Source organism: Alloalcanivorax sp. C16-2, assembly GCF_046507615.1.
Lineage (GTDB): Bacteria > Pseudomonadota > Gammaproteobacteria > Pseudomonadales > Alcanivoracaceae > Alloalcanivorax > Alloalcanivorax marinus_A.
In genome coordinates this window covers 128,253-149,351 of the sequence record NZ_JBKFTL010000003.1, presented here as the reverse complement: position 1 = coordinate 149,351, position 21,099 = coordinate 128,253, and the positions used below count along the sequence as shown (strand labels likewise).

Annotated in this window: 18 protein-coding genes; 16 read left to right on the top strand and 2 right to left on the bottom strand. The window is 67.7% G+C overall.

Annotated elements, in window-relative coordinates; all coding sequences use genetic code 11:
* Positions 1-10 precede the first annotated feature (10 nt).
* Positions 11-820 (bottom strand): ABC transporter ATP-binding protein, encoded by an 810-nt coding sequence (locus ACLD02_RS14315; protein WP_203100040.1) that lies wholly within the window; start codon positions 818-820, stop codon positions 11-13.
* 583 nt (positions 821-1,403) lie between these two features.
* Here ACLD02_RS14315 and ACLD02_RS14310 point away from each other — a divergent pair.
* The 4 genes from ACLD02_RS14310 to cynS are packed head-to-tail and all read left to right on the top strand — an operon-like array spanning position 1,404 to position 5,005.
* Positions 1,404-1,952 (top strand): OsmC family protein, encoded by a 549-nt coding sequence (locus ACLD02_RS14310; protein ID WP_203100042.1) that lies wholly within the window; start codon positions 1,404-1,406, stop codon positions 1,950-1,952.
* A 57-nt stretch (positions 1,953-2,009) separates the two neighbouring features.
* Positions 2,010-3,161 (top strand): acyl-CoA dehydrogenase family protein, encoded by a 1,152-nt coding sequence (locus ACLD02_RS14305; protein ID WP_410299022.1) that lies wholly within the window; start codon positions 2,010-2,012, stop codon positions 3,159-3,161.
* A complete protein-coding gene (locus tag ACLD02_RS14300; RefSeq protein ID WP_203100046.1) occupies positions 3,158-4,504 on the top strand; it encodes an FAD-dependent oxidoreductase in 1,347 nt (448 codons plus the stop codon). The genes ACLD02_RS14305 and ACLD02_RS14300 overlap by 4 nt, the downstream gene beginning before the upstream one ends.
* Before the next feature lie 51 nt (positions 4,505-4,555).
* Positions 4,556-5,005, top strand: a complete 450-nt coding sequence (gene cynS, locus ACLD02_RS14295) for a cyanase (RefSeq protein WP_203100048.1) — start codon at positions 4,556-4,558, stop codon at positions 5,003-5,005.
* 64 nt (positions 5,006-5,069) lie between these two features.
* Here cynS and ACLD02_RS14290 read toward each other — a convergent pair whose 3' ends face one another.
* On the bottom strand, positions 5,070-5,486 hold the full coding sequence (locus ACLD02_RS14290) for a PaaI family thioesterase (RefSeq protein ID WP_203100050.1): 417 nt from the start codon (positions 5,484-5,486) through the stop codon (positions 5,070-5,072).
* A 210-nt stretch (positions 5,487-5,696) separates the two neighbouring features.
* Between ACLD02_RS14290 and ACLD02_RS14285 the strand changes: the two genes are divergently transcribed.
* The 12 genes from ACLD02_RS14285 to ACLD02_RS14230 all read left to right on the top strand — a co-directional run bounded on the left by ACLD02_RS14285 (position 5,697) and on the right by ACLD02_RS14230 (position 21,032).
* Positions 5,697-7,724 (top strand): TonB-dependent receptor domain-containing protein, encoded by a 2,028-nt coding sequence (locus ACLD02_RS14285; protein WP_338015152.1) that lies wholly within the window; start codon positions 5,697-5,699, stop codon positions 7,722-7,724.
* Positions 7,724-8,701, top strand: coding sequence for an alpha/beta hydrolase (locus ACLD02_RS14280; protein ID WP_410299021.1), 978 nt, complete (start codon positions 7,724-7,726; stop codon positions 8,699-8,701). The genes ACLD02_RS14285 and ACLD02_RS14280 overlap by 1 nt, the downstream gene beginning before the upstream one ends.
* A 56-nt stretch (positions 8,702-8,757) precedes the next feature.
* The gene (locus ACLD02_RS14275; RefSeq protein ID WP_203100054.1) at positions 8,758-9,297 is read left to right on the top strand and encodes a sigma-70 family RNA polymerase sigma factor; all 540 of its coding nucleotides are present in this window, start codon (positions 8,758-8,760) and stop codon (positions 9,295-9,297) included.
* An 86-nt stretch (positions 9,298-9,383) separates the two neighbouring features.
* Positions 9,384-10,325, top strand: coding sequence for a FecR family protein (locus tag ACLD02_RS14270; protein ID WP_410299020.1), 942 nt, complete (start codon positions 9,384-9,386; stop codon positions 10,323-10,325).
* 89 nt (positions 10,326-10,414) lie between these two features.
* Positions 10,415-13,168, top strand: a complete 2,754-nt coding sequence (locus ACLD02_RS14265) for a TonB-dependent receptor domain-containing protein (RefSeq protein ID WP_410299019.1) — start codon at positions 10,415-10,417, stop codon at positions 13,166-13,168.
* 28 nt (positions 13,169-13,196) lie between these two features.
* Positions 13,197-15,656, top strand: a complete 2,460-nt coding sequence (locus ACLD02_RS14260) for a PKD domain-containing protein (RefSeq protein ID WP_410299018.1) — start codon at positions 13,197-13,199, stop codon at positions 15,654-15,656.
* A gap of 66 nt (positions 15,657-15,722) precedes the next feature.
* Entirely contained in the window at positions 15,723-16,304 is a 582-nt protein-coding gene (locus ACLD02_RS14255; protein WP_410299017.1) for a tetratricopeptide repeat protein, read from the top strand.
* Complete coding sequence (gene ubiM / locus ACLD02_RS14250) at positions 16,243-17,577, top strand: 5-demethoxyubiquinol-8 5-hydroxylase UbiM (RefSeq protein WP_203100063.1); 1,335 nt, start codon at positions 16,243-16,245, stop codon at positions 17,575-17,577. The genes ACLD02_RS14255 and ubiM overlap by 62 nt, the downstream gene beginning before the upstream one ends.
* Before the next feature lie 84 nt (positions 17,578-17,661).
* A complete protein-coding gene (locus tag ACLD02_RS14245; RefSeq protein ID WP_410299016.1) occupies positions 17,662-18,363 on the top strand; it encodes an AzlC family ABC transporter permease in 702 nt (233 codons plus the stop codon).
* Positions 18,360-18,689 (top strand): branched-chain amino acid transporter permease, encoded by a 330-nt coding sequence (locus ACLD02_RS14240; protein WP_203100065.1) that lies wholly within the window; start codon positions 18,360-18,362, stop codon positions 18,687-18,689. Before ACLD02_RS14245 ends, ACLD02_RS14240 begins: the two co-directional genes overlap by 4 nt.
* A gap of 78 nt (positions 18,690-18,767) precedes the next feature.
* Positions 18,768-19,721, top strand: coding sequence for a helix-turn-helix transcriptional regulator (locus ACLD02_RS14235; RefSeq protein ID WP_410299015.1), 954 nt, complete (start codon positions 18,768-18,770; stop codon positions 19,719-19,721).
* Between the two features lie 117 nt (positions 19,722-19,838).
* Positions 19,839-21,032, top strand: coding sequence for an MFS transporter (locus ACLD02_RS14230; protein WP_410299014.1), 1,194 nt, complete (start codon positions 19,839-19,841; stop codon positions 21,030-21,032).
* The last annotated feature ends 67 nt before the right edge of the window (positions 21,033-21,099 follow it).

The following is a 21,099-nucleotide window of genomic DNA, read 5'->3' as shown; positions in this document are numbered from 1 at the left end:
TTGAAGGCGGTCAGCCGTTGCTGACGCGACGCAAACGGCCGCCATCGCGGTCCTTTTCCGGCAGCGGCGTGACGCTGTCGGTTTGCTGGAACAGGTCCATCAACGCCCGCCGGCGCTGCTGGAATTCATTGGAGGCCGGGTCCCGGGGCCAGGGCAGCCCCACCTCCAGGCGGCTTTCGATGCGGCCCGGGTTCTGGGCCATGATCAGCACCCGGTCGGCCATCAGGATGGCTTCGTCGATGTCGTGGGTAACGGTGACCAGGGTGATGCCCAGCTCGCCGCAGATGCCCGCCACTTCCTGCTGAAGACTGGCGCGGGTAAAGGCATCCAGCGCGGAAAACGGTTCATCAAGGAGCAGCACGTCCGGGCGCGTGGCCAGGGACCGGGCCAGGGCCACCCGTTGTTGCTGGCCACCGGACAGGCTCTGCACATTGACCCGGCTCTTGTCGGCCAGGCCCACCATCTCCAGCAACTGGTCCACCCGTTCGGCGATGTCCGCCTTGGAGGCGCCCGCGAACAGCAGGCCCAGGCCGACGTTGTCGCGCACATTCATCCACGGATACAGGGAGGGTTTCTGGAACATCATGTTCCACTTGGCGGAAGGCCGGGTGATCTGCCGGCCGCCGATCTTGACGCAACCGTCGGACGGCATCAGCAATCCGGCGATCATGTGCAGCAGGGTGGACTTGCCACACCCGCTGCGTCCGATCAGCACCACCCGTTCACCGCTTTTGATCTGGTCGTCAATGTCCTCGAGGACGGTGGCCGCCCCGGGTTTATAGCGGTGACTGATGGCGTTGAGACTAATGGTGGCTCCCATCTGCGTACTCCGGTTTGCAACGGACCCCTTAACGGGTCGACGCAGTGTGAAGAGCAGGTTCCATGCCAGCTCACCGGGCGGGACGGTGGCGGGCCATCGACCGGACCGGCCCCCAGGCCCGAAAACGCCTTGATAACAGGCACTTGGCGCGGCTCTCGCGGCGGCACGCCGGCGCCGAAGCCGTGCAGAGGCCGGGGCCGGGGCGGCCCGCCAGGAACGACAAAGTCGGACATTGTCGGCTTTGTTGGCCTTTGTCGCCGCTCAAACAGCCCGCTAACGGGGCACCGAAGCGCCGCGACGGCAACCGGACAATGATCGGCAACGAAACCGGACATTGTTTCTGTTTGTCGCGCTTCGTCCCGCCCCACGGGAATGCCGAGAGTCCCGTGATTCCGGCGCCCGGCGCCCCCGGCGTTCCGTTTCATCGCCGCCAACGGCTTGTTTTCCCTGCCTTTTCCCCTCCCTGCCCCGGGCCGGGCGTGGCGCGACAGCGCTTCTGGCACAGCGCTTGCGATAGGGCCCTTCGTGATGGCGGACCGCGCCGGTTCCGCCCCGTTACAACGACCCATGAAGGAGATGTCCCTTGAGCACGCAAACCGCCACTACCGTCAGCACCTACCTGCGCCCGATCGACCGCGACGGCCTTGAGGGCTTCGCCGAAAAAGGCCGCGCCAACCCGGAAAACCGGGGCACCAACAAGGTCCACACGATCTGTGAGGGCCAGTACCGCACGCTCAGCTACGTGGGCGACCATGAGCCGGTGGTGGTGGACGAGCCGCTGCATCTGTTCGGCCAGAACACCGCGCCGGCCCCCGGTGAAATCGTGCTGTCCGCCCTGGGCGGTTGTCTGGCCGTGGGCATCACCGCGGTGGCCACCTGGAAGAAGGTGAAACTGTCCCGCCTGGAACTGTTCCTTGAAGGCGACATTGGCAACACCGCCGCCTGGGGCGCCGGTGGCGCCCACCGCATCCCCTCGCAAATGGGGTTCCAGGAAATCCGCGTGCGCGTGGTGGTGGAAGGCGATGCCAGCCGCGAAGAGCTGGACGAGATCGTCCAGCAGGCCAACTACTACTCCCCGGTGGCCAACACCATGCGCAACCCGATCGCCTTCGACATCGCCCTGGCCGAGTAACCGGCCCGATCCACACACAGCGGCTCCGGCCTCGTGCCGGCGCCCCGGGAGGAGCCCATGAACAGCGCCCAACCCCTTGATGTCACGCCGCCGGACAGCGACGCCGCCCTGCTTGAGCGGGTCGAGGAGATCGCCGCCGGCCCGCTCGCCGCCCTCGCCTACCGCATTGACCAGGAAGGCCATTACCCCCTGGAGATCATCCGGGCCCTGGGCGAGGCCGGCGCCCTCGATCCGCACCTGGCGGATCGCGGTGGCCACTTCGATCTGGCCATCGCCGCCATGCAGCGGGTCAGCCGCCATTGCGGCACCACCGGCTTTTTGATGTGGACCCACCAGGTGTGCGCCCTGTACATGGCGGAATCCGGCAACCCGGCCCTGACCGGGGAGCGCCTGGAAGCCCACCGGCGCGGCGAACGCTTCGGCGGCACCGCCCTGTCCAACCCCATGAAGGCGCTCTCCGGCATTGAACGGATGGCCCTGCGCGCCCGGCCCGACGGCCAGGGCGGTTACCGGGTCAGCGGCGTACTGCCCTGGGTGAGCCATATCCAGAAAGGCCAGTACTGCGGCGCCCTGGCCCGGGTCCACGACGACCAGGGCGGCGACCAAGGCGAAATCATGTTCATGCTGGACTGCGACGACGACGTGGAGCTGCGCCCCTGCCCGGCCTTCGCCGGCATGGAAGGCAGCAGCACCTGGGGCATCCGCCTGGAGGATTACCCGGTGGGCACGGAGCGGCTGATCGCCGACCCGGCGCAGCCGTTCGTGGCGCGCATCCGCGCCGGCTTCATCCTGCTGCAGGCGGGCATGGCCCTGGGCGTGGCCCAGGGCAGCCTGGATTCGATCCTGGAAGTGGAAGGCCAGCTCGGCCACGTCAACCAGTTCCTGGAACAGCGCCCGGAAGCACTGCGCGCGGAAATGGAGGATCTGGAAGCCCGCGCCGTGCGTCTGGCCGCCACCCCCTACGACACCAGCCGCGATTACCTGCTGGACGTGCTCGACCTGCGCACCCAGGGCGCCGAGTTCGCCCTGCGCGCCAGCCAGTCCGCCATGCTGCACCAGGGCGCCCGGGGCTATGCACTGTCCGCCGCCGCCCAGCGGCGCCTGCGCGAGGCCCAGTTCGTGGCCATCGTCACCCCGGCGATCAAGCACCTGCGCTGGGAAATGGACCGGCTGTGCCGGGAGGACTGGCCCGAGGAGGCGGCATCATGAGCGCATCGCAACGCCCCTGGCGCCAATACATCTGCCTGGCCTGCGGCCTGATCTACGACGAGGAGCAGGGCGACCCGGACGGCGGCCTGCCACCGGGCACCCGCTTCGAGGACATCCCCGACGATTGGGAATGCCCGCTGTGCGGCGTCGGTAAAAGCGACTTCGAGCTTTACGAACCGCCCGCCGCCGCGATCAATCCGCCGCAGGCGCCGGCGGCGCGGCCGGTGGACGACAGCATCGTGGTGGTGGGCGCCGGCATCGCCGGCTGGAGCCAGGTGGAAGCGCTGCGCGCCCTGGACCGGGACGTACCCATCACCCTGGTCACCGCCTGCCAGGGCGACGTCTACCACAAGCCGGAGCTGTCGGTGGCCCTGAGCCGGGGTCTGGACGCTCCGGCCCTGGCCCGGGAAAGCGGCGCCGACGCCGCCCGCCGACTGGGCGTTACCCTGCTCGCCAACACCTTCGCGGTGGGGCTGTCACCGGCGCTCAAGCAGCTGCGCACCACCCGCGGCACTCTCACCTACCGGGCTCTGGTGCTGGCCCACGGCGCCCGCCCGGCGCTGCCGCCGGTGCTGCCGGAAACCCTGTGCTGGCGCATCAACCACCTGCATGGCTGGGCCGGCCTGCAAACCGCCCTGGCCGGCGGTGCCCGGCGGGTGGCGGTGGTCGGCGCCGGCATGATCGGCTGTGAACTGGCCGAGGACCTGGCCCACGCCGGCCATGCCGTGACCCTGATCGACCAGCAGCAAGGCCCGCTGGCCAATCTGCTGCCGGCCCCGGCGGTGCGACGCCTGACCCGCCACCTGGCGGACCTGGGCGTGACCTTCCTGGGCGGCACCCGGGTAGCCGGCGTGCGCGCCGCCGACGGCGGCCGTGACCTCACCCTGGAAGACGGCCACCGACTGCACGTCGATCAAGTGGTGGCGGCCACCGGCCTGGTCACCGAGCCACGCCTGGCGCGCCAGGCCGGGCTCGCTTTCGACCGGGGCATCGTGGTGGATGGGGACACCCTGGCCACCAGCCAGCCGGGCATCCATGCCCTCGGCGACTGCATCAGCATCGACGGCGCGCCGTGCCGTTTCATCGAGCCGATCCCCCGGCAGGCGGAGGCCATTGCCCACCATCTGCTGGATCTTCCCCACCCGGGCTATGGCCACCGGCCGCCGGTGGTGCGCCTCAAGACCCGGCGCCTGCCCATCGTGCTGCGCGGCGCTCCCAGCGCCGACCTGGCCTGGGAGGTGGAACACGACGACGACGATTACCTGGCCATGCGTCAATGCCGCGACGGCGAGGTCACCGCCAGCCTGACGGTGGGCCGCGCCCCACGGCGGGACGCCGCCTGATTTTTCATCCCACACTCCCCTCTTTTTCCCACACTCCATGGAGACGCAACCATGATCAGTAACCGCACTCAAGTCACCGAAATGATCCGCGCCGCCAAGGTCGCCAAGGGCCTTACCTGGAAAGCGGTGGCCGACGCCGTCGGCAACAGCAAGGAATGGACCACCGCCGCCTGCCTCGGCCAGATGGCCATGAACAAAGAGCAGGCCGCCGTCGTCGGCGAGCTGTTCGGCCTGTCCGACGAAGCCGTGGCCTGGCTGCAGATCGTTCCCTACAAGGGCGGCGAATCCGACACCCAGCACAAGGACCCGCTGATCTACCGCCTCTACGAAGCAGTGCACGTCTACGGCGGCGCCATGAAGGAACTGATCCACGAGGAATTCGGCGACGGCATCATGAGCGCCATCGATTTCGATCTGGACATCCAGCGCCAGGAAGATCCCAAAGGCGATCGCGTGCGCGTGCTGATGACCGGCAAGTTCCTGCCCTACAAGGTGTACTGACCCCCGCCCCAACAATACCGTGGGAGCGGCTTTAGCCGCTCCTGCGGTGTGGTTCTGGCCTGGCTCAACGCACCGGCACGATCGACAGGGTCACCGTGGCCTTGGCGATCAGCTTGCGCTGGCCGTGCCCGTCCTCGGCGTATACTTCCGATTCGGCCACCGTGATGGCGCGGCCGGCCTTCAGCACCGTGGCCTCGCACACCAGCGCCACGCCCAGGGCCGGGCGCAGCAGGTTGACCTTGTACTCGGCGGTCAACGGCATGTGGGCGTCGTCCAGCAAGGTGCCCGCCGCCGCCCCGGCGGTATGATCCGCCAGGGTGCCCACCGCCCCCGCATGCACATAGCCGTTCTGTTGATGCAGCGCCTCGCGCACCGGTAACCGGGAGACCACCCGACCGGCTTCGATGGACACCGTCTCCACGCCCAGCAGCCTCAGAAACGGCGGCCCCATCAGCTCGGCGATACGATCAAACTGGCCCATGGCCTTTCTCCTCACAGCCGGAAAAACCACAAGCATCTCCCAGGCCGGCACTTTTCTCCAGCCGCGCCTGACGGTGCCATCATCCGGCATTGCCCTCTCAAATCTAACTGGTTCTCATTTACAAATGGGAGGCAATATTCTATAAAGCCGCCTTACCGAGCGCCCCCGGCGTCGGCTTTTTTGGTTTGCCTTTTCAGAAGGATTTGTATCGTGACTTACCCCTCCCACGCCGTTACCGCCCTGGCTCTGGGCGTCGCCCTGGCCACCCAGACCGCCCACGCGGCCCAGCCCGACAACCATGTTCTCGAAGCGGTCACCGTGGTGTCCGCCGCCGGTTTCGAACAGCACATCGCCGACGCGCCGGCGTCGATTTCCGTGATCGACCGGGAACAGCTGGAAACCCATGGTTACCAGGACGTTACCGACGCCCTCAAGGACATTCCCGGCGTCACCATCACCGGCGGCGGCTCCCGCCAGGACATCAGCCTGCGTGGCATGTCCGCCAAGTACACCATGATCCTGGTGGACGGGCGCCGCCTGTCCGGTCGCGAAGCCACCGCCAACGGTAACGACGGCGGCCTGGAGCAGAATTACCTGCCACCGTTGCGCGCCATTGAACGCATCGAGGTGATTCGCGGCCCGATGTCATCACTGTACGGTTCCGAGGCCATGGGCGGGGTCATCAATATCATCACCCGCAAGGTACAGAAACAATGGCTGGGTTCCTTCGGCAGCGAAGTCACCCTGCAGGACAACAGCGAATCCGGCGACGCCCGCCAGTCGGATCTGTACCTGGCCGGCCCGTTGCTCGAGGACAAACTGGGTCTGCAGGTCAACGGCCAGGTCCGCCATCGCGAGGAAGACGACATTCTCGAGGGCTTCGAGGAGCAGAAGGTACGCGGCGGCGGCGCCAAACTGGTGTTCACGCCGGATCACCGCAACGATCTGGCGGTGTCCTACGACGAGGTGCGCCAGGAGCGTAACGGCTCACCGGGCAAATACTACGAGCCCGGCGCGGAAGCCTCGCAACGGCGCTTCAACAAGGAAACCGCCGCCCTCACCCACGAAGGCCGCTTCGGCGCCTGGAGCACCGAGTCCTATGTACAGAACGAAAAAACCGAGAACCCGGATCGGGAAGGCGAATTGCGCGACGGCATCACCCTGGAAACCCTGATCGCCAATACCCAGGCCACCTACTTCGGCGACCGCCACATCGTTACTTTCGGCGCCCAGTACAAGGACGAGGACCTCACCGACTACGCCACCAACCGTTTGCCCACCAGCGACGCCACGGAAATCAGTCGCTGGCAGTACGCGGTATTCCTGGAGGACGAATGGCGGCTGACCCGCACGCTGTCGCTCACCGGCGGCCTGCGCTTCAACAAGGACGAGAACTTCGGCAACCATGTGTCGCCCCGACTCTATGCCGTGCACCACCTGACCCCGGCGCTCACCCTCAAGGGCGGTGTATCCACCGGTTACCGGCAGCCGTCGCTGCGCGAAGCCGCCGACGACTGGGGCGGCGTCACCGGCGGCCCCTGGTCCGCCGCCGGCCAGCCCCGCGCCATCATGAAGGGCAACCCGGATCTGGACCCGGAAACCAGCATCAACTACGAAGCCGGCTTCGCCCTGGACCTGCCCACCGGCATCGCCACCAGCGTCATGCTGTTCCAGACCGACTTCAAGGATAAGATCACCGAATACCGGGAGTGTGAATCCGATCCGTCCTCGGACCGCAACGACCCTTCCACCTGGGATTGCAGCGATTCCGGCGAGGCCTATTACTTCATCAGCAACCGCATGAACGTGGACGAGGCGCGCATGCAGGGCGTGGAGGCCACCCTGGCCTGGCGGCTGGCCACCGATCTGCGCTTCAACGCCAGCTACACCTACACCGATTCCGAACAGCGCACCGGTGAATTCAAGGGCGAGCCACTCAACAAGATTCCCCGCCACATGTTCAACGCCGGCCTGGAATGGCAAACCACCGACAAGCTGCAAAGCTGGGCCCGGGTCAATCATCGTGGCCGCACCTCGGACTATCAGTCCCGGGTCAGCATGGCCGAAGGCACGCCGGGTTATTCGCTGGTGGACGCCGGCCTGAACTACCGCGCCAGCGAGCACCTGACCCTCAAGGCCGGGGTCTACAACCTCACCGATCGCCAGGTCACCAACGAGGACTTCGAGATCATCCTCGACGGCCGCCGCTACAACGCCGGCCTGGTGGTGGATTTCTGATGAGCATCGACCACCGACGCCGTTCCCTGTGCGCCGCCCTGGCCGGGGTCGGGTTGCTGCCCGCCACCGTGCTGGCGCGACCGGACATGACCCGCACCATGGGCACCACCCTGGCCGACACCGGCTCGCGCTGGTACCGGCTGCGAAGCTGGCGCCTGGACGCCGGACCCGACCGCCGCGCCCACCGCATCTGGCTGGCCATTCCCCGTGCCGAGGCCCCCGCCGCCGGTTACCCGGTGCTCTACCTGCTGGACGGCAACGCGACGCTGGCGCGCCTGCGCGAGGAGTGGCTGGCGCCGCTGATCGAAGGCCGGCCGCCGGTGCTGGTGATGATCGGCTACGATACCGATCTGATGTTCGACGGCGCCGCCCGGCAACGGGACTACACGCCACCCCGACCGGACGGCACCCGCCCGCGCGACCGCCGTCATCCGGATCGGGAAAGCGGCGGCGCGGCACGGTTCCTCGAGCGCATCGAGCGTCATATCGTCCCGCGCGTGGCGGATACGGTGGCCATCGATCCGACCCGGCGCGCGCTCTGGGGACATTCCTACGGGGGCCTGTTCACCCTGTTCGCGCTAAGCAGCCGCCCCACCCTGTTCGATGACTACTTCCCCACCAGCCCGTCCCTGGGCTGGGGCGACAACGTGCTGAACGCGCACCTGGAACGCCTTGCCGGGACCCCGCCGGGACAACCGGCGCGGGTCTGGTTGCGGCGCGGCAGCGAGGAACTGCGCGCCCCCGCCGACGCCGATCCGGCCACCCTGGAGCGGCTTCGCCGCCAGGCCAGCGAGCGCTTCTTGTCGTTCTGCGACGAGCTGGCGGACATCCCGTCGCTGACGGTGCGCCGGCGCATCGACCCCGGTCTTGGCCACGGCCCCATGTTCAGTGCATCGCTGCCGGACACCCTGCGGATCGCCGCCGGGCTGGCACCGCTTCAGGACTGGTCAATTGACAATGATTCTCATTACAAATAAAGTCCGGTCGCGATAACAGCTTCGCTTTTTCTCTACTTGCACTTGGGGTGATCGGCATGCACGCGGACGACGACAAACTCAGGGTCTACCTTGAGCACCGTGCCGCGCTGATCAACTACGCCACGCCGCTCACTGGCAGCCGGGCCACCGCCGAGGAGGTGGTCCAGGACGCCTGGCTGCGTTTCGCCAATGCCAACACACCGCGCCAGCCGGCGCAGTATCTGTACCGCATCGTCCGTAATCTGGCCATGGACCTGACCCGCCGCCTGACGGTGGAGAACCGCTACCGCCAGGAACAAGGAGAGGACGCACAGGGCTGGATGGCCCCCGGTGCCCTGCCCGAGCCGGAACGCAGCCTGATCAATGATGAACAGCTCCATGAGGTAGCCCGCGCCATGGCGGCACTGCCGGAGACCACCCGCAAGGCGCTGGAGATGCATCGCCTGGGCGGCGCGCGCCTGCAGGAGATCGCCAAGGCGCTGGGTATTTCCACCTCCTCCGCCCAACGTTTGGTGCATCAGGGCCTGGTGCGGGTGGCCCTGCATCTGGACCGGGCCAACCAGACCGGTTCCGACAATGCCGATCTCCCTGAGTAATTACCCCGACTCATTCGTCATATAGGGGATAAGCACCTATCATGATCAGCCTCTTTTATCCGGGCACGGACCAGCAGGACGGAACCATGACGACGTCGCCGACACCGCGCGAACAAGCCATCAGCGAGGCCATGGACTGGCTGATGCGCCTGCAGGAAGAGCCGGATAACGTCGCCTTGCACGACCAGCACCAGCGCTGGCTCGACGCCGATGAACAGCACCGCGACGCCTGGCGCCACGCGCGCCATTCCTGGCGGCTGATCGGCGCCCTGCCCGCCGCCGAGCCGGCGCCGCCGGCGCAGGCGCGCCCGGCCCGTCGCGGTCGCTGGTATCGGGGCGCCGCCCTGGCGGCGGCGGCCTGCCTGCTGCTGGCCTTGCTGCCGACCCTGTGGCTGCATCTGCGCGCCGACTATCTCACCGGCACCGAGGAAACCCGGCTGGTCACGCTGCCCGATGGCAGCCGGGTTCATCTGGGCGCCGCCAGCGCCCTGCGTACCGATTTCGACCAGGGCCGGCGCCGTGTCACCCTGCTGCGCGGCGAGGCGTTCTTCGACGTGACCCGGGACCCCGCCCATCCCTTCCTGGTACGCACCGACACCCTCGATGTCACGGTGCTCGGCACCCGCTTCAATGTCGCCATCGGCGCCCTGTCGGACACCGTGAGCGTGGCCAGTGGCCGGGTGCGGGTGGCCGACCAGCACCGCCGGCTGGCCGATCTGCGGCCGGGACAGCAGCTGTCGCGCTATCACGACGGCGAGGTGCGCGAGGCCCGGCTGGCCGTCGAGGACGTCGGCGCCTGGCAACAACAACGGCTGTTCGTGGTGGACACCGCCATCGCCGATGTGATCGCCGTTCTGCGGCGCTACGACGACCGGGGCATTCTGCTCGCCGATGATCGCCTGGGCGAACAGCGGGTCACCGGTTCCTTTGATCTGTCGGCGCCGGAACAGGCCCTCGACAATCTGGTGCAACCGCACCAGGGCCGCATCCTGTCCCTGCCGGCGCTGCCGCGATTGGTGTTTCAGTAGAATTTTCTGGGAAAAAACATCCCGGTCTCCGTCTTAGGGTTTTAAGAGAATAAATCTCATTCTCGAACCCAGGACAGGAGAGCCGCTTCATGCCTCAATCGCTACCATGCCACCTGCTGGCGCTGGTACTGATCGCTCTATTCACCACAGGCGCCCAGGCCGCTGGTACCGATCCCGCACCGGCCGCCTCCAGCCAGGATTTCCAGATTCCCGCGCAACCGCTGGCAAGCGCCATCAGCGCCTTTGCCCGGCAATCCGGCTGGCAGGTATCGGTGCGTTCGGAGCTGGCGACGGGCCGCCAGTCCCACGGCGTGAACGGCGCCCTGCCACCGGGGGCCGCGCTGTCGCGGCTGTTGGTCGGCACCGGGCTGGATTGGCGCGCCACCGGCCCCAACGCCGCCGTCATCCACCCGGAGGATCAGGCCGGCGCCACCCTGGAACCGGTACGGGTACAAGCCACCGCGCCCTCCGACTACACCTACCAAACCGCCGGCTCCAAAAGCGTCATCGATCGCGGTCACATCGAACGTTTCCGTGGCACCTCGGTGGGCGATATTTTCCAGGGCACCCCCGGCGTGCTGGTGGGCGAAAACCGCAACAGCGGTGGTCTGGATGTGAATATCCGAGGCATGCAGGGCCAGGGCCGGGTGCCGGTGCTGGTCGACGGCGCCCGCCAGGAAACCACCGTTTACCGGGGCTACGCCGGGGTATCGTCACGTACCTACATTGACCCGGATCTGATCGCCAGCATCGACATCGACAAGGGTCCGGTGATGGACGCCGGCGCCAGCGGCGCCACCGGCGGCGTGGTCAGCATGCGCACCATCGACGCCAATGACATCATCAAGCCCGGCAAGGACTGGGGCCTGCGGCTGCGCGGCACCGCCATCGGCAACAGCAGTTCGCCGCCCCCCTCCGGCACGCCGTCCGGCATCAACGGCACCGGTGCCGTCTACCGCACCGACTGTGCCGTGGCCAGCCTCTGCGAAGGCGAATACGCCCTGCCCGACAGTTTCGGCTCCGACCAGGGCATGGACCGCCCGGGGCTGTTCGACATGCGCAGTTGGGCCGGCAGCATCGCCGCCGCGCGCCGTTTCGAAAACTTCGATCTGCTCGCCGCCTATGCCCAGCGCGATCAAGGCAACTACTACTCCGGTGCCCACGGTCCCACCCCCGAGGTACAACTGGATACCCGCGAGCTGCCGTTCTATACCGAAGTCACCGCGGTGCGTGAGGGGGTGTCCCGATTCCGTGGCGAGGAGCGCATCGTCAACAGCAACAATCGCAGCAACACCCTGCTGCTGAAGGGCAATTTCTATTTGCCCGCCGACCAGATGTGGAAACTCAGCTACCAGCGCTACGACAGCGAGTACGGCGAGCTGATGCCCTCGCAACTGATCTGGTTCGACCAGATCAAGCAGACCCGCCCCAGCACCGTCACCGCTCATACCTATACCAGCCGCTACGACTGGGACCCGCTCGACAACGCCTGGCTGGATCTGCAGTTCAACCTCTGGCACACGCACACCACAAGCGTTAATCGCAGTTACTCCGAGGACGTCTACCAGAGCTTCACCTCCAATCCCTCGCCGGAACGCTATGACCGCTGGGGAAGCGATCTGAACAACGAAAGTCAGTTCGCCTGGTGGGGCGACCACACCGTCAAATATGGACTCACCGCGCAACGGGAAGACATCGATACCGAGGTGCCGGCGGACGCGGCGGGCAACCCGGATCTCAACACCGCCTATGGCCGCATCGGCGACCGCGACGAACTGGGTGCCTTCCTCAACTGGCAATGGCGCCCGATCCGGCCGCTCACCCTGGACGCCGGCATTCGCTATACCCGCGTGGAAACCGACGATCACAAGCTGGTGGTGCCGAAGGGGCACACCGAAAAACTCTACGACGACGACGGCCAGGTGATCGATGAAGTCTACGTGGAAAGCGTGTTCTGCGTGGACAACGACAACGACGGCGCCTGCGACCCGATCCGCTATCGCACCAGGAACAGCGGCAGCGCGCCGGTGTTCAGCGTCACCTGGGAGCCGTGGATGAACGGTCTGCAGTTCTATGCCCTGCACGCCGAGGCGCTGCGCATGCCGAGTCTGTTCGAGGCCACCCAGGGCTGGTCGGTGCAACCGGCCCTGGACGTGCCGCTCCAACCCGAGCATGCCACCAACCGGGAAGTGGGCATCAACTTCCTGGGCCGGGACCTGTTCCTGGGCGGCGACCGGCTCGCCGTCAAACTGGCCCGCTTCGACAACCTGACCGAGGACTACCTGACCCGCACGTCCACCAATACGTGGGAAGACAACCGCCAGCTGTTCGTGATGCGCAACATCGAAAGCGTCTCGCTACGTGGCGTGGAGCTGACCCTGGAATACGACGCCGGCTTCGCCTACATGAAGCTCGCCGGTACCAAATACGACCATATCGAAGTGTGCCACTACGGCAGCTACCGGCGCGAACGCTGCAACGACTACGGCGTCGCCAACTCCTACTTCAACAACATGATTCCGCCGGAATGGCACGCCTCCGCCACCCTGGGCGGCCGGTTGTTCCGGCGCCGCCTGGACATTGGTACCCGGGTGACCTTCATGGGGCGGCGCACCGAAACGCCGGCCTTCAACGACGACACCTCACTCGGTTTTCTCAGCCCGGTGCCGTGGCACGACTACCGCATCGTCGATCTCTACGCCAGTTGGCGACACAACGACACCCTGAGCATCGATTTCAACATCGACAACGTCACCGATCAGTACTACCTGGACGCGCTCAGCCTGGGCATGGTCCCGGCGCCGGGACGCACCGCCCGACTGGGCATGACCCTCAATTTTTAAGCACTCTGAACCCGATGGAGAAAGCATCATGCAATTCCTGAAAACACCGTGCGCCCTGCTGTGCGCGTCACTGCTGCTGATCGCCTGTGGCGGAGGTGGTGGCGGTGGCGGAGGCGGAGGAGATAGCGATGGCGGCGTGGAGAAACCCACCGCCAACGCCGGCAGCGACCAGACCGTGGAGATGGGCACCACCGTGACCCTGGACGGTTCCGCCAGCAGCTCGCCGAACAGCGGCGCCGACATCAGCTACACCTGGACGCTGGCGCGCAAACCGACCAACAGCGACGCTGAACTGTCCGATGACACCGACGAGCGCCCCACCTTCGTCGCCGACCAGCCCGGCATCTACCAGGCCCAGTTGGTGGTCAACGACGGCACCGCCGACAGCGGCCAGGATCAGGTCACCATCACCGCCACCAACCCGGAACCGGTGGCCGTGGCGCGGACACAACATAACGAGCTGGTCGGCACCACGGTGCTTCTGGACGGCGGCGAGAGCCTGCCGCCCACCGGTGGAGACGCCAGTCTGCTCAGCTACGAGTGGCAGCTCACCGAGACCCCCGACGGCAGCACCGCCACCCTGGCCGATACCGGTACCGCCCTGACCAGCCTGTACACCGACGTGGCCGGCACCTACACCGCCACGTTGACGGTGCGCTATCAGGCGCAGACCAGCGAACCGCTCACCGTGACCATCATCGCCGCCGAGGCCAACGCCCGGCCGGTGGCCGATGCCGGCGGCCCCTACACCGTCGAGCGGGGCACCACCCTGACCCTCGATGGCGGCGCCAGCTCCGACGCCAACGGCAACCCGCTCAGCTATCGCTGGTACCTGTTCACGCCCAACACGGAAAGCGGTGACCGCGTCGCGAGCATTCCACGCGGCTCCTCGCTGACCGTGGAGACCGCCCTGCAAGACGCGGACACCGCCACGCCCTCCATTACCCCGGACGTGGTGGGCACCTGGACCGTCTACCTGGTGGTCCATGACGGCACCTCCATCAGCGACGTAAGCAGCGCCGACATCGAAGTCACCTTGCCCGCCGGCGCCGCCAACACCCCCCCGGTGGCGACCTGGTTCCCGAAACCCCATGTCGGCTTCTACACCGGGCGCTACAGCAATGAAGTGGAGCTGGGGGTCACCACCTGGGCCAGCGGCAACTCCTACGACGTGGATGGCAACCGCATCAACAGCGCCAACCGGCGCTATCAATGGATCGCCACCCCGGACGGTTACGATGCCCAGGATCTCAGCGGCAGCGGCTCGTTCAGTTTCACCCCCAGCGTGGAAGGCGACTACACCGTCCAGATGATCGTCAACGACGGCGAGGCGGACAGCGCCCCCGAACAACGCACCTTCACCGCCCGCACCGGCGCCAACAGCGCGCCCTCGGCCCACATCGACGTGGATTCCGGCACCGTGCTGGTGGGCACCCCCGGCTGGTTCGACGGTCGCGAAAGCAGCGATCCCAACGACGACCGCCTGGAATACATCTGGACCCTGTTCGACAAACCCGACGGCAGCAACGCGGGGCTGACCTACCAGGACGTAACCCTGCAGGACGGCACGGTGCTGAACAACGCCCGCGCCGGCATCGTCCCCGACCAGCCCGGCATGTACATCGTGATGCTGGCGGTGCGCGATTCCCTGGGCGCCACCAACCGTCCCTCCGCGTTTCAGTTCGGGCGCCTGCTGGTCAAGTCCGAGAACAATCCGCCCACCGTGAACCTGCCCGGGTTCCGCTCCTCCGGCGTGAACACCAACCCGCTCTACCCGTACTGGGGCATGGATGAGACCCAGCCGGCCCCCACCGGCATCAGCACCATGATCCTGCCCCAGGTGGTCGACCCGGATTTCGACGACCTCTATTACCTCTGGACCCTGGACGAGCAGCCCGCGGGCAGTAATCTGGCCGACGCCTATACCTCGGAAAACCTGAGGCTCATCCCCACCGTGCCCGGTGACTACCGCGTGACCCTGGTGGTCAGTGACGGCATGGACACCTCGGAGCCGCAATCGCTGACCCTGCGGGTCGTCGACGCGGATGCCTACCCGTCGCTGAAACTCAGCCTCGGCGGCATCTACACCGGCGCGACCGTGGGCATCGGCGACGTCCCCGAGGACCTGGCCACCCGCGAAATGGGCAACAACAGCACCGTGACCTTGCCCTACCAGAGTGACGACATCACCACCCAGGGCCTGACGGTGATGTACAAACTGACCGCCTCCGGGGGCGACTACACCATCACCGACCTGGAGGTCAGCACCGCCTACGGCGGCACCGGCCAGGCCCGGCTGGTGGGGCTCAGCGAGGGCCAGGTGATTCGAGAAGGCGAATCGGTGAATTTCGCTCTGGCCAGCCCGTCGGACTACAGCATGATCAGTTCCGACGCGGACTTCCGCTGGTCCTTCAACATCAAGGAACGGGACGACTGGTGGTTCGACTATCACTATCAGCGCGAGCAGCTGGTGATTCCCGGCCTGTGAGACAACCCTGACCAACCGGCCCGCCCCGGCCTTCGTTCCGGGGCGGGCCGACGAGCGGAGAAATCCATGCCCAAGAACATCCGGCCCTGGCTGCTGGTCCTGGCCCTGACCCTGGCCGACCCGGCCCGGGCCGCCGACCCGCGACACATCCAGGCCCTCAACGACGAAGCCCTGTCCCTGCACGCCGCCGGTGATTACGCACAAGCCGCGCAACGCTACCGGGAACTGCTCCCCCTGCTGGACGAACATTTCGGACCGGACAGCCTGGAGGCCGCCCGCATTCGCGCCAGCCTCGCCGACACGCAACTGGCCCGTAAACAGTTCAAGGACGCCGAGGCCAGTTACCGCGACGTGCTCGCCGCGCCGGCCACCGACCAGGCCCCGCTGCTACGTGCGGATGCCCTCAACGGCCTGGCCTCGGCGCTCTATATGCGACGCCAGTACGGCAAAGCCGAACCCCTCTATCAACAGGCCCGGGAGCTGCTGGAGGCACAACCCTCGCCACCGCCGGAACGGCTGGCCCTGGTACTGGACAACCTGTCCTCGCTGTATCGCACCCTGCGCCGTGACGCCCAGGCGCAACGGTATGACGAGCAAGCCCGCAAGCTGCGCCGCCAGCAAAACAGCGCCGCGAAAGACCATCCCTAGGGCCCCGGCGCGCGGATCGGCGGCGACCCTGCCGCAGATCAAGGCGCCGGCGCTGGCCGGCGCCTACATTCACCGGCTGACCCTGATTCGAGGAGGCGACGGAATGGACGCGGATGTGATCATCGTGGGCGCCGGGCCCGCCGGGCTGAGTCTGGCCCGGGTACTGGGCAGCGCCGGCCTTCAGGTGCGGGTTCTGGAGAAACAGCCCCGCGCGGCCCTGGAGGAACCGGCCTTCGACGGTCGCGAGATCGCCCTCACCCACACCTCCCGGCGCCACCTGATCGACTGGGGCATCTGGGAGCATCTGCCCGCCGAGGACATTTCCGATCTGCGCCATGCCCGGGTGTTCGACGACGGCCTGCGCCGCCACAGCCTGGACATCGACGCACGGCTGGGCGGCCGCGACCAGCTCGGCTGGCTGGTGCCCAACCAATGCCTGCGCCGCGCCGCCTGGGCGGCGGTCCGGGCCTGCCCCGGGGTGACCGTGCTGGACGGTGTCGAAGTCAGCGACCCGCGCATCGAGCGCGACGCCGCCAGCGTGGCGCTGGACGACGGCCGGCGTTTGCGCGCCCGCCTGCTGGTGGCCGCCGACAGCCGCTTCTCCGCCACCCGGCGCGCTCTGGGCATCGCCGCCCGGGTCCGTGATTACGGCAAGAGCATGATGGTGTTCCGGGTACGCCACGAACAACCCCACCATCACCAGGCCTGGGAGTGGTTCGGCCACGGCCAGACCCGCGCCCTGCTGCCGCTCAACGGCGACCGGGCGTCGGTGGTGCTGACCCTGCCGGCCAACGAGCTGGAGCGCCTGCTGGCCCTGGACGACGACGCCTTCAACCACGACATCAGCCAGCGCTACCAGGGCCGCCTGGGCGCCATGACGCGCATCAGCGAGCGCCATGTCTATCCGCTGGTGGGGGTCTACGCCAGTCGTTTCCACGGCCCCCGCTTCGCCTTGGTGGGCGACGCCGCCGTGGGCATGCACCCGGTCACCGCCCATGGCTTCAACCTGGGCCTGAGCAGCGTGGCGCATCTGGCCGCGCGCCTGATTCCGGCGCACCGGGCGGGCCGCGATCCCGGCGCCGCCGAGTTGCTGGAAAGCTACCACCGCGCCCACCGACGCGGCAGCCTGCCGCTGTTCAACGCCACCCACCTGGTGGTGTCGCTGTACACCGACGACCGGGCCCCGGCCCGCCTGTTGCGCGGCGCCGCCCTGAAAGCCGCCAACACCCTGACCCCGTTCAAACGGCTGATCGCCCGCCAGGTCACCGGCTGACCCCTGGCGCTCGGCGCCGGGGCGGCCTACCATGCGCGGCGACCACGCCCGTACCGTCCTGACCGCCGGATTAATGCCGTACCGATGTCCAGCCTCCGTTCCTCGCCCTGGCGCCACGCGCTGTCCCTGACCACCCCGGTAATGCTCGGCTATGTGCCCCTGGGCATTGCCTTCGGCGTGCTCTGCGTGCAGATGGGCCACGCCTGGTGGCTGGCGCCGCTGATGTCGGTGGCGATCTACTCCGGCGCCAGCCAGTTCCTGTTGTTGAGCCTGCTGGCGGCGGGCGCCTCGCTGACCGAGATCGGCGTGGCCATCTTTCTGCTCAGCGCCCGACACCTGTTCTATGGCCTTTCCCTGGTGGGCCGGTTCCGGGGCAGCGGCGCGCGCAAACCCTATCTGGTGTATGCGCTCACCGATGAAACCTACTCGCTGCTCAGCTCCCGGGAGGAAACCCGCGACCCGGCGGTGGCCTTCCGTATCAGCCTGCTCAACCAGGGCTGGTGGTTGCTGGGCTCCCTGCTGGGCGCCCTGGCCGGCAGCCTGCTGTCGTTCGACAGCACCGGCATGGAGTTCGCGCTCACCGCTTTGTTCATCGTGCTGACCCTGGAACTGATGGCCACGGTAAGACGTGTCACGCCCTTTGCCATTGGCCTGGCCTGCGGCCTTGGCGCCCTGTTTCTACTGCCCCAGCGGCACATGCTTCTGGCCGCCATCGGCGCCGCCTGCCTGGTGCTGTTGCTGGATTACCGCCGCCGCGCGCCGCGCGCCCTGGAGCAGCGCCCATGAGCACCGATACGGTTTTAGTGGCGGTGGCGATCGGCGCGCTGGCCAGCCTCGCCTCCCGGGCGCTGCCGTTCCTGGCCCTGTCACGGCACCACGACCATCCATTGCTGGCCTGGCTGGGCCGTTATCTGCCCGCCGCCATCATGGTGATTCTGGTGGTCTATTCCCTGGCCGACCTGCGACCGCTGCAACTCCATGATCCGAAGGGCGCGCCGCTGCTGCTGGCCTGCGCGCTGGTGGTGGCTCTGCACCTGTGGCGTCGCAACGTGCTGATCTCCATCGTGGTCGGTACCGGCGCTTATATGGCCATGGTGCAATACGGCACCTGACCGCCCGCTTGTGCCCCGGCGGCCCCATCCTTATAGTTGATAATCATTCTCAACACCACCGATCATCCGGAGCCCTGCATGACGGCGATGCCCGCCCCTCGACGCTTCACCCTGTCCGACTATCAGCGTTTTGGTGAACGCCACGGCTTCGAATACCTTTGGCACGACCTGGAGGGCGACGACGACCCGTGCCTGGCGGAAGGCGTGATGGAGGAAGTGACGGTGGCCGGCGGCCTGACGCTGGTGATCTCCGACGTGCTCAACCATCGACGTTATGGCGCCCGCTCCCTGATGGCCCCCGGTTTTACCTCGATCCTGCTGCTTGAGGGCCACGCCGAGGCCCGTTTGGGCGGTCGCGCCAAGCGGCTGACTCTCAATGACAACGACGCCATCACCGTCAGCCATGGCGACAGCGAGGCGATGAGCGGTGAGCATCAGGCCGGCCTGCGCCTGCGCAGCGTATCGCTGCTGGCCCGGGAATCCACGCTCAGCAACCAGGCAGCGCCGGCGCCCCTGCGCCAGCGACTGGCCCGTGGCGGCTTCAGCCTGAACGGCTGGCGCGCCGATGGTCACCTTCGCGTGTTGGCGGAGAGCCTGTTCCAACCCCGCTGGGACGGCGGCCTCGGCCGCCTCTGGCAGGAAGGCGTGGCCCTGCAGATACTGGCCCAGGCGTTGTCCGTGGGAGACGATGCCACGCCGCCGCCGGCCCGGCTGAGCGAGCGCGACCGGCGCGCCCTGGCCCGTGTCCGGGAGGCACTGCACCAGCAGCCGGAACACGACCACACCCTGGATGCCCTGGCGCGGCTGGCCTGTATGAGCAGCAGCACCCTGCGCCGCAAGTTCCGGTGCGCCTATGGGCAAAGCGTGTTCGATTACCTGCGCGACCGGCGCCTGGAGCGGGCCAGTCACGGCCTGCGCCGGGAAGGCTGGAGCGTGGAACAGGCGGCGGAACGCGCCGGCTACCGCCACGCCAATAACTTCGCCGCCGCCTTCAAACGGCGTTTCGGCATGGTCCCCAGCCGCTGGCGCTAGGGCCTGTTCACAGGCCCTAAAACGCGCGCCGCGCAGCGATTAGCGAACACCGGCCAGCGGCGGCGGCGATGGCCGACGGCGACAATATGGGGCTATTTTCAGCCTGGACCCACGCCCATGAGCCCTACCTCCCCCGCACCGGCTTTCCGCCTGTCTCCCCTGCTCGGCGCCTACCTGTGCTGCACCATGGCGATGATGGCCTTCGTCTCCCTGATCGGCCCGATCGCCCGCCAACTGGGTCTGCCGGCCTGGCAGGCGGGCACCGTGGTGTCGGTGGCCGGGGTACTGTGGATGCTGCTGTCACGGCCCTGGGGCGCCCTGAGTGACCGGTGTGGACGGCGGCCGGTGCTGCTCTCCGGTCTGGTCGGGTTCACCCTGGCCTATGGCGCGCTGTGCGCCTTTCTAATCGCCTGCCTGCGATGGGGCGCCGCGCCCCTGTGGGTGTTCGCCGGCCTGTTGCTGACCCGTGGCCTGGCCGGTGCCTTCTTCGCCGCCGTGCCCACCACCGGCCAGGCCCTGGTGGCGGATCATTTTCCCGTGGGCCGGCGCACCGGCGCCATGGCTTCACTGGGCGCCGCCAACGCCGTGGGCGTGGTGCTGGGGCCGGCGCTGGCCGCCCTGCTGGCCCGCCAGGGGCTATGGCTGCCGCTGCTGGCCACCCCCGTGCTGCCCGTGCTGGCGTTGGCGCTGATCTGGCGTCTGCCGCGCACCGGGCCGGCGCGGGCCGATGACACGGCCTCCATCCTGCCCCTCGGCGACCGCCGTCTGCGCCGCCCCATGGTGGTGGCGTTCCTGGCCATGGGCACGGTGTCGATAGCACAGATCACCGTGGGCTTCTTCGCCATCGACCGTCTGCACCTGTCCCCGGAGGCGGCGGCCCGGGCGGCGGGCCTGGCGCTCACCGTGGTGGGCGTGGCGCTGATCCTGGCGCAGTTGCTGGTAAGGCGCCTGGGCTGGCCGCCGGCACCGCTGATCCGTACCGGCCTGCTGGTGGCCGCCGCCGGCTTCGCCCTGGTGGCCCGGAGCCACGATCACGTCACCCTGATGGCCGGTTTCTTCGTCGCCGGCGCGGGCATGGGCTGGGTGTTCCCGGCCTTCGCCGCGCTGGCCGCGAACGCCGTGGGACCCTCGGAACAGGGTGCCGCCGCCGGCTCCGTGGGCGCCGCCCAGGGCCTCGGTATCGTGCTTGGCCCGCTGGCCGGCAGCTTGTTCTATGAGATCGCGCCGGGGGTTCCCTACGCGGCAGCCGCCCTCGCCCTGGTGATCACGGCGCTGTGGCCGTTACCGGCGCGAACGGCGCAAGCCACCTGAGCGGTGAAGGGGCGGCGAAGGGACGGTGCGGCGTTATACCGCATCCACCCACGCTCCGGCCTTGCTA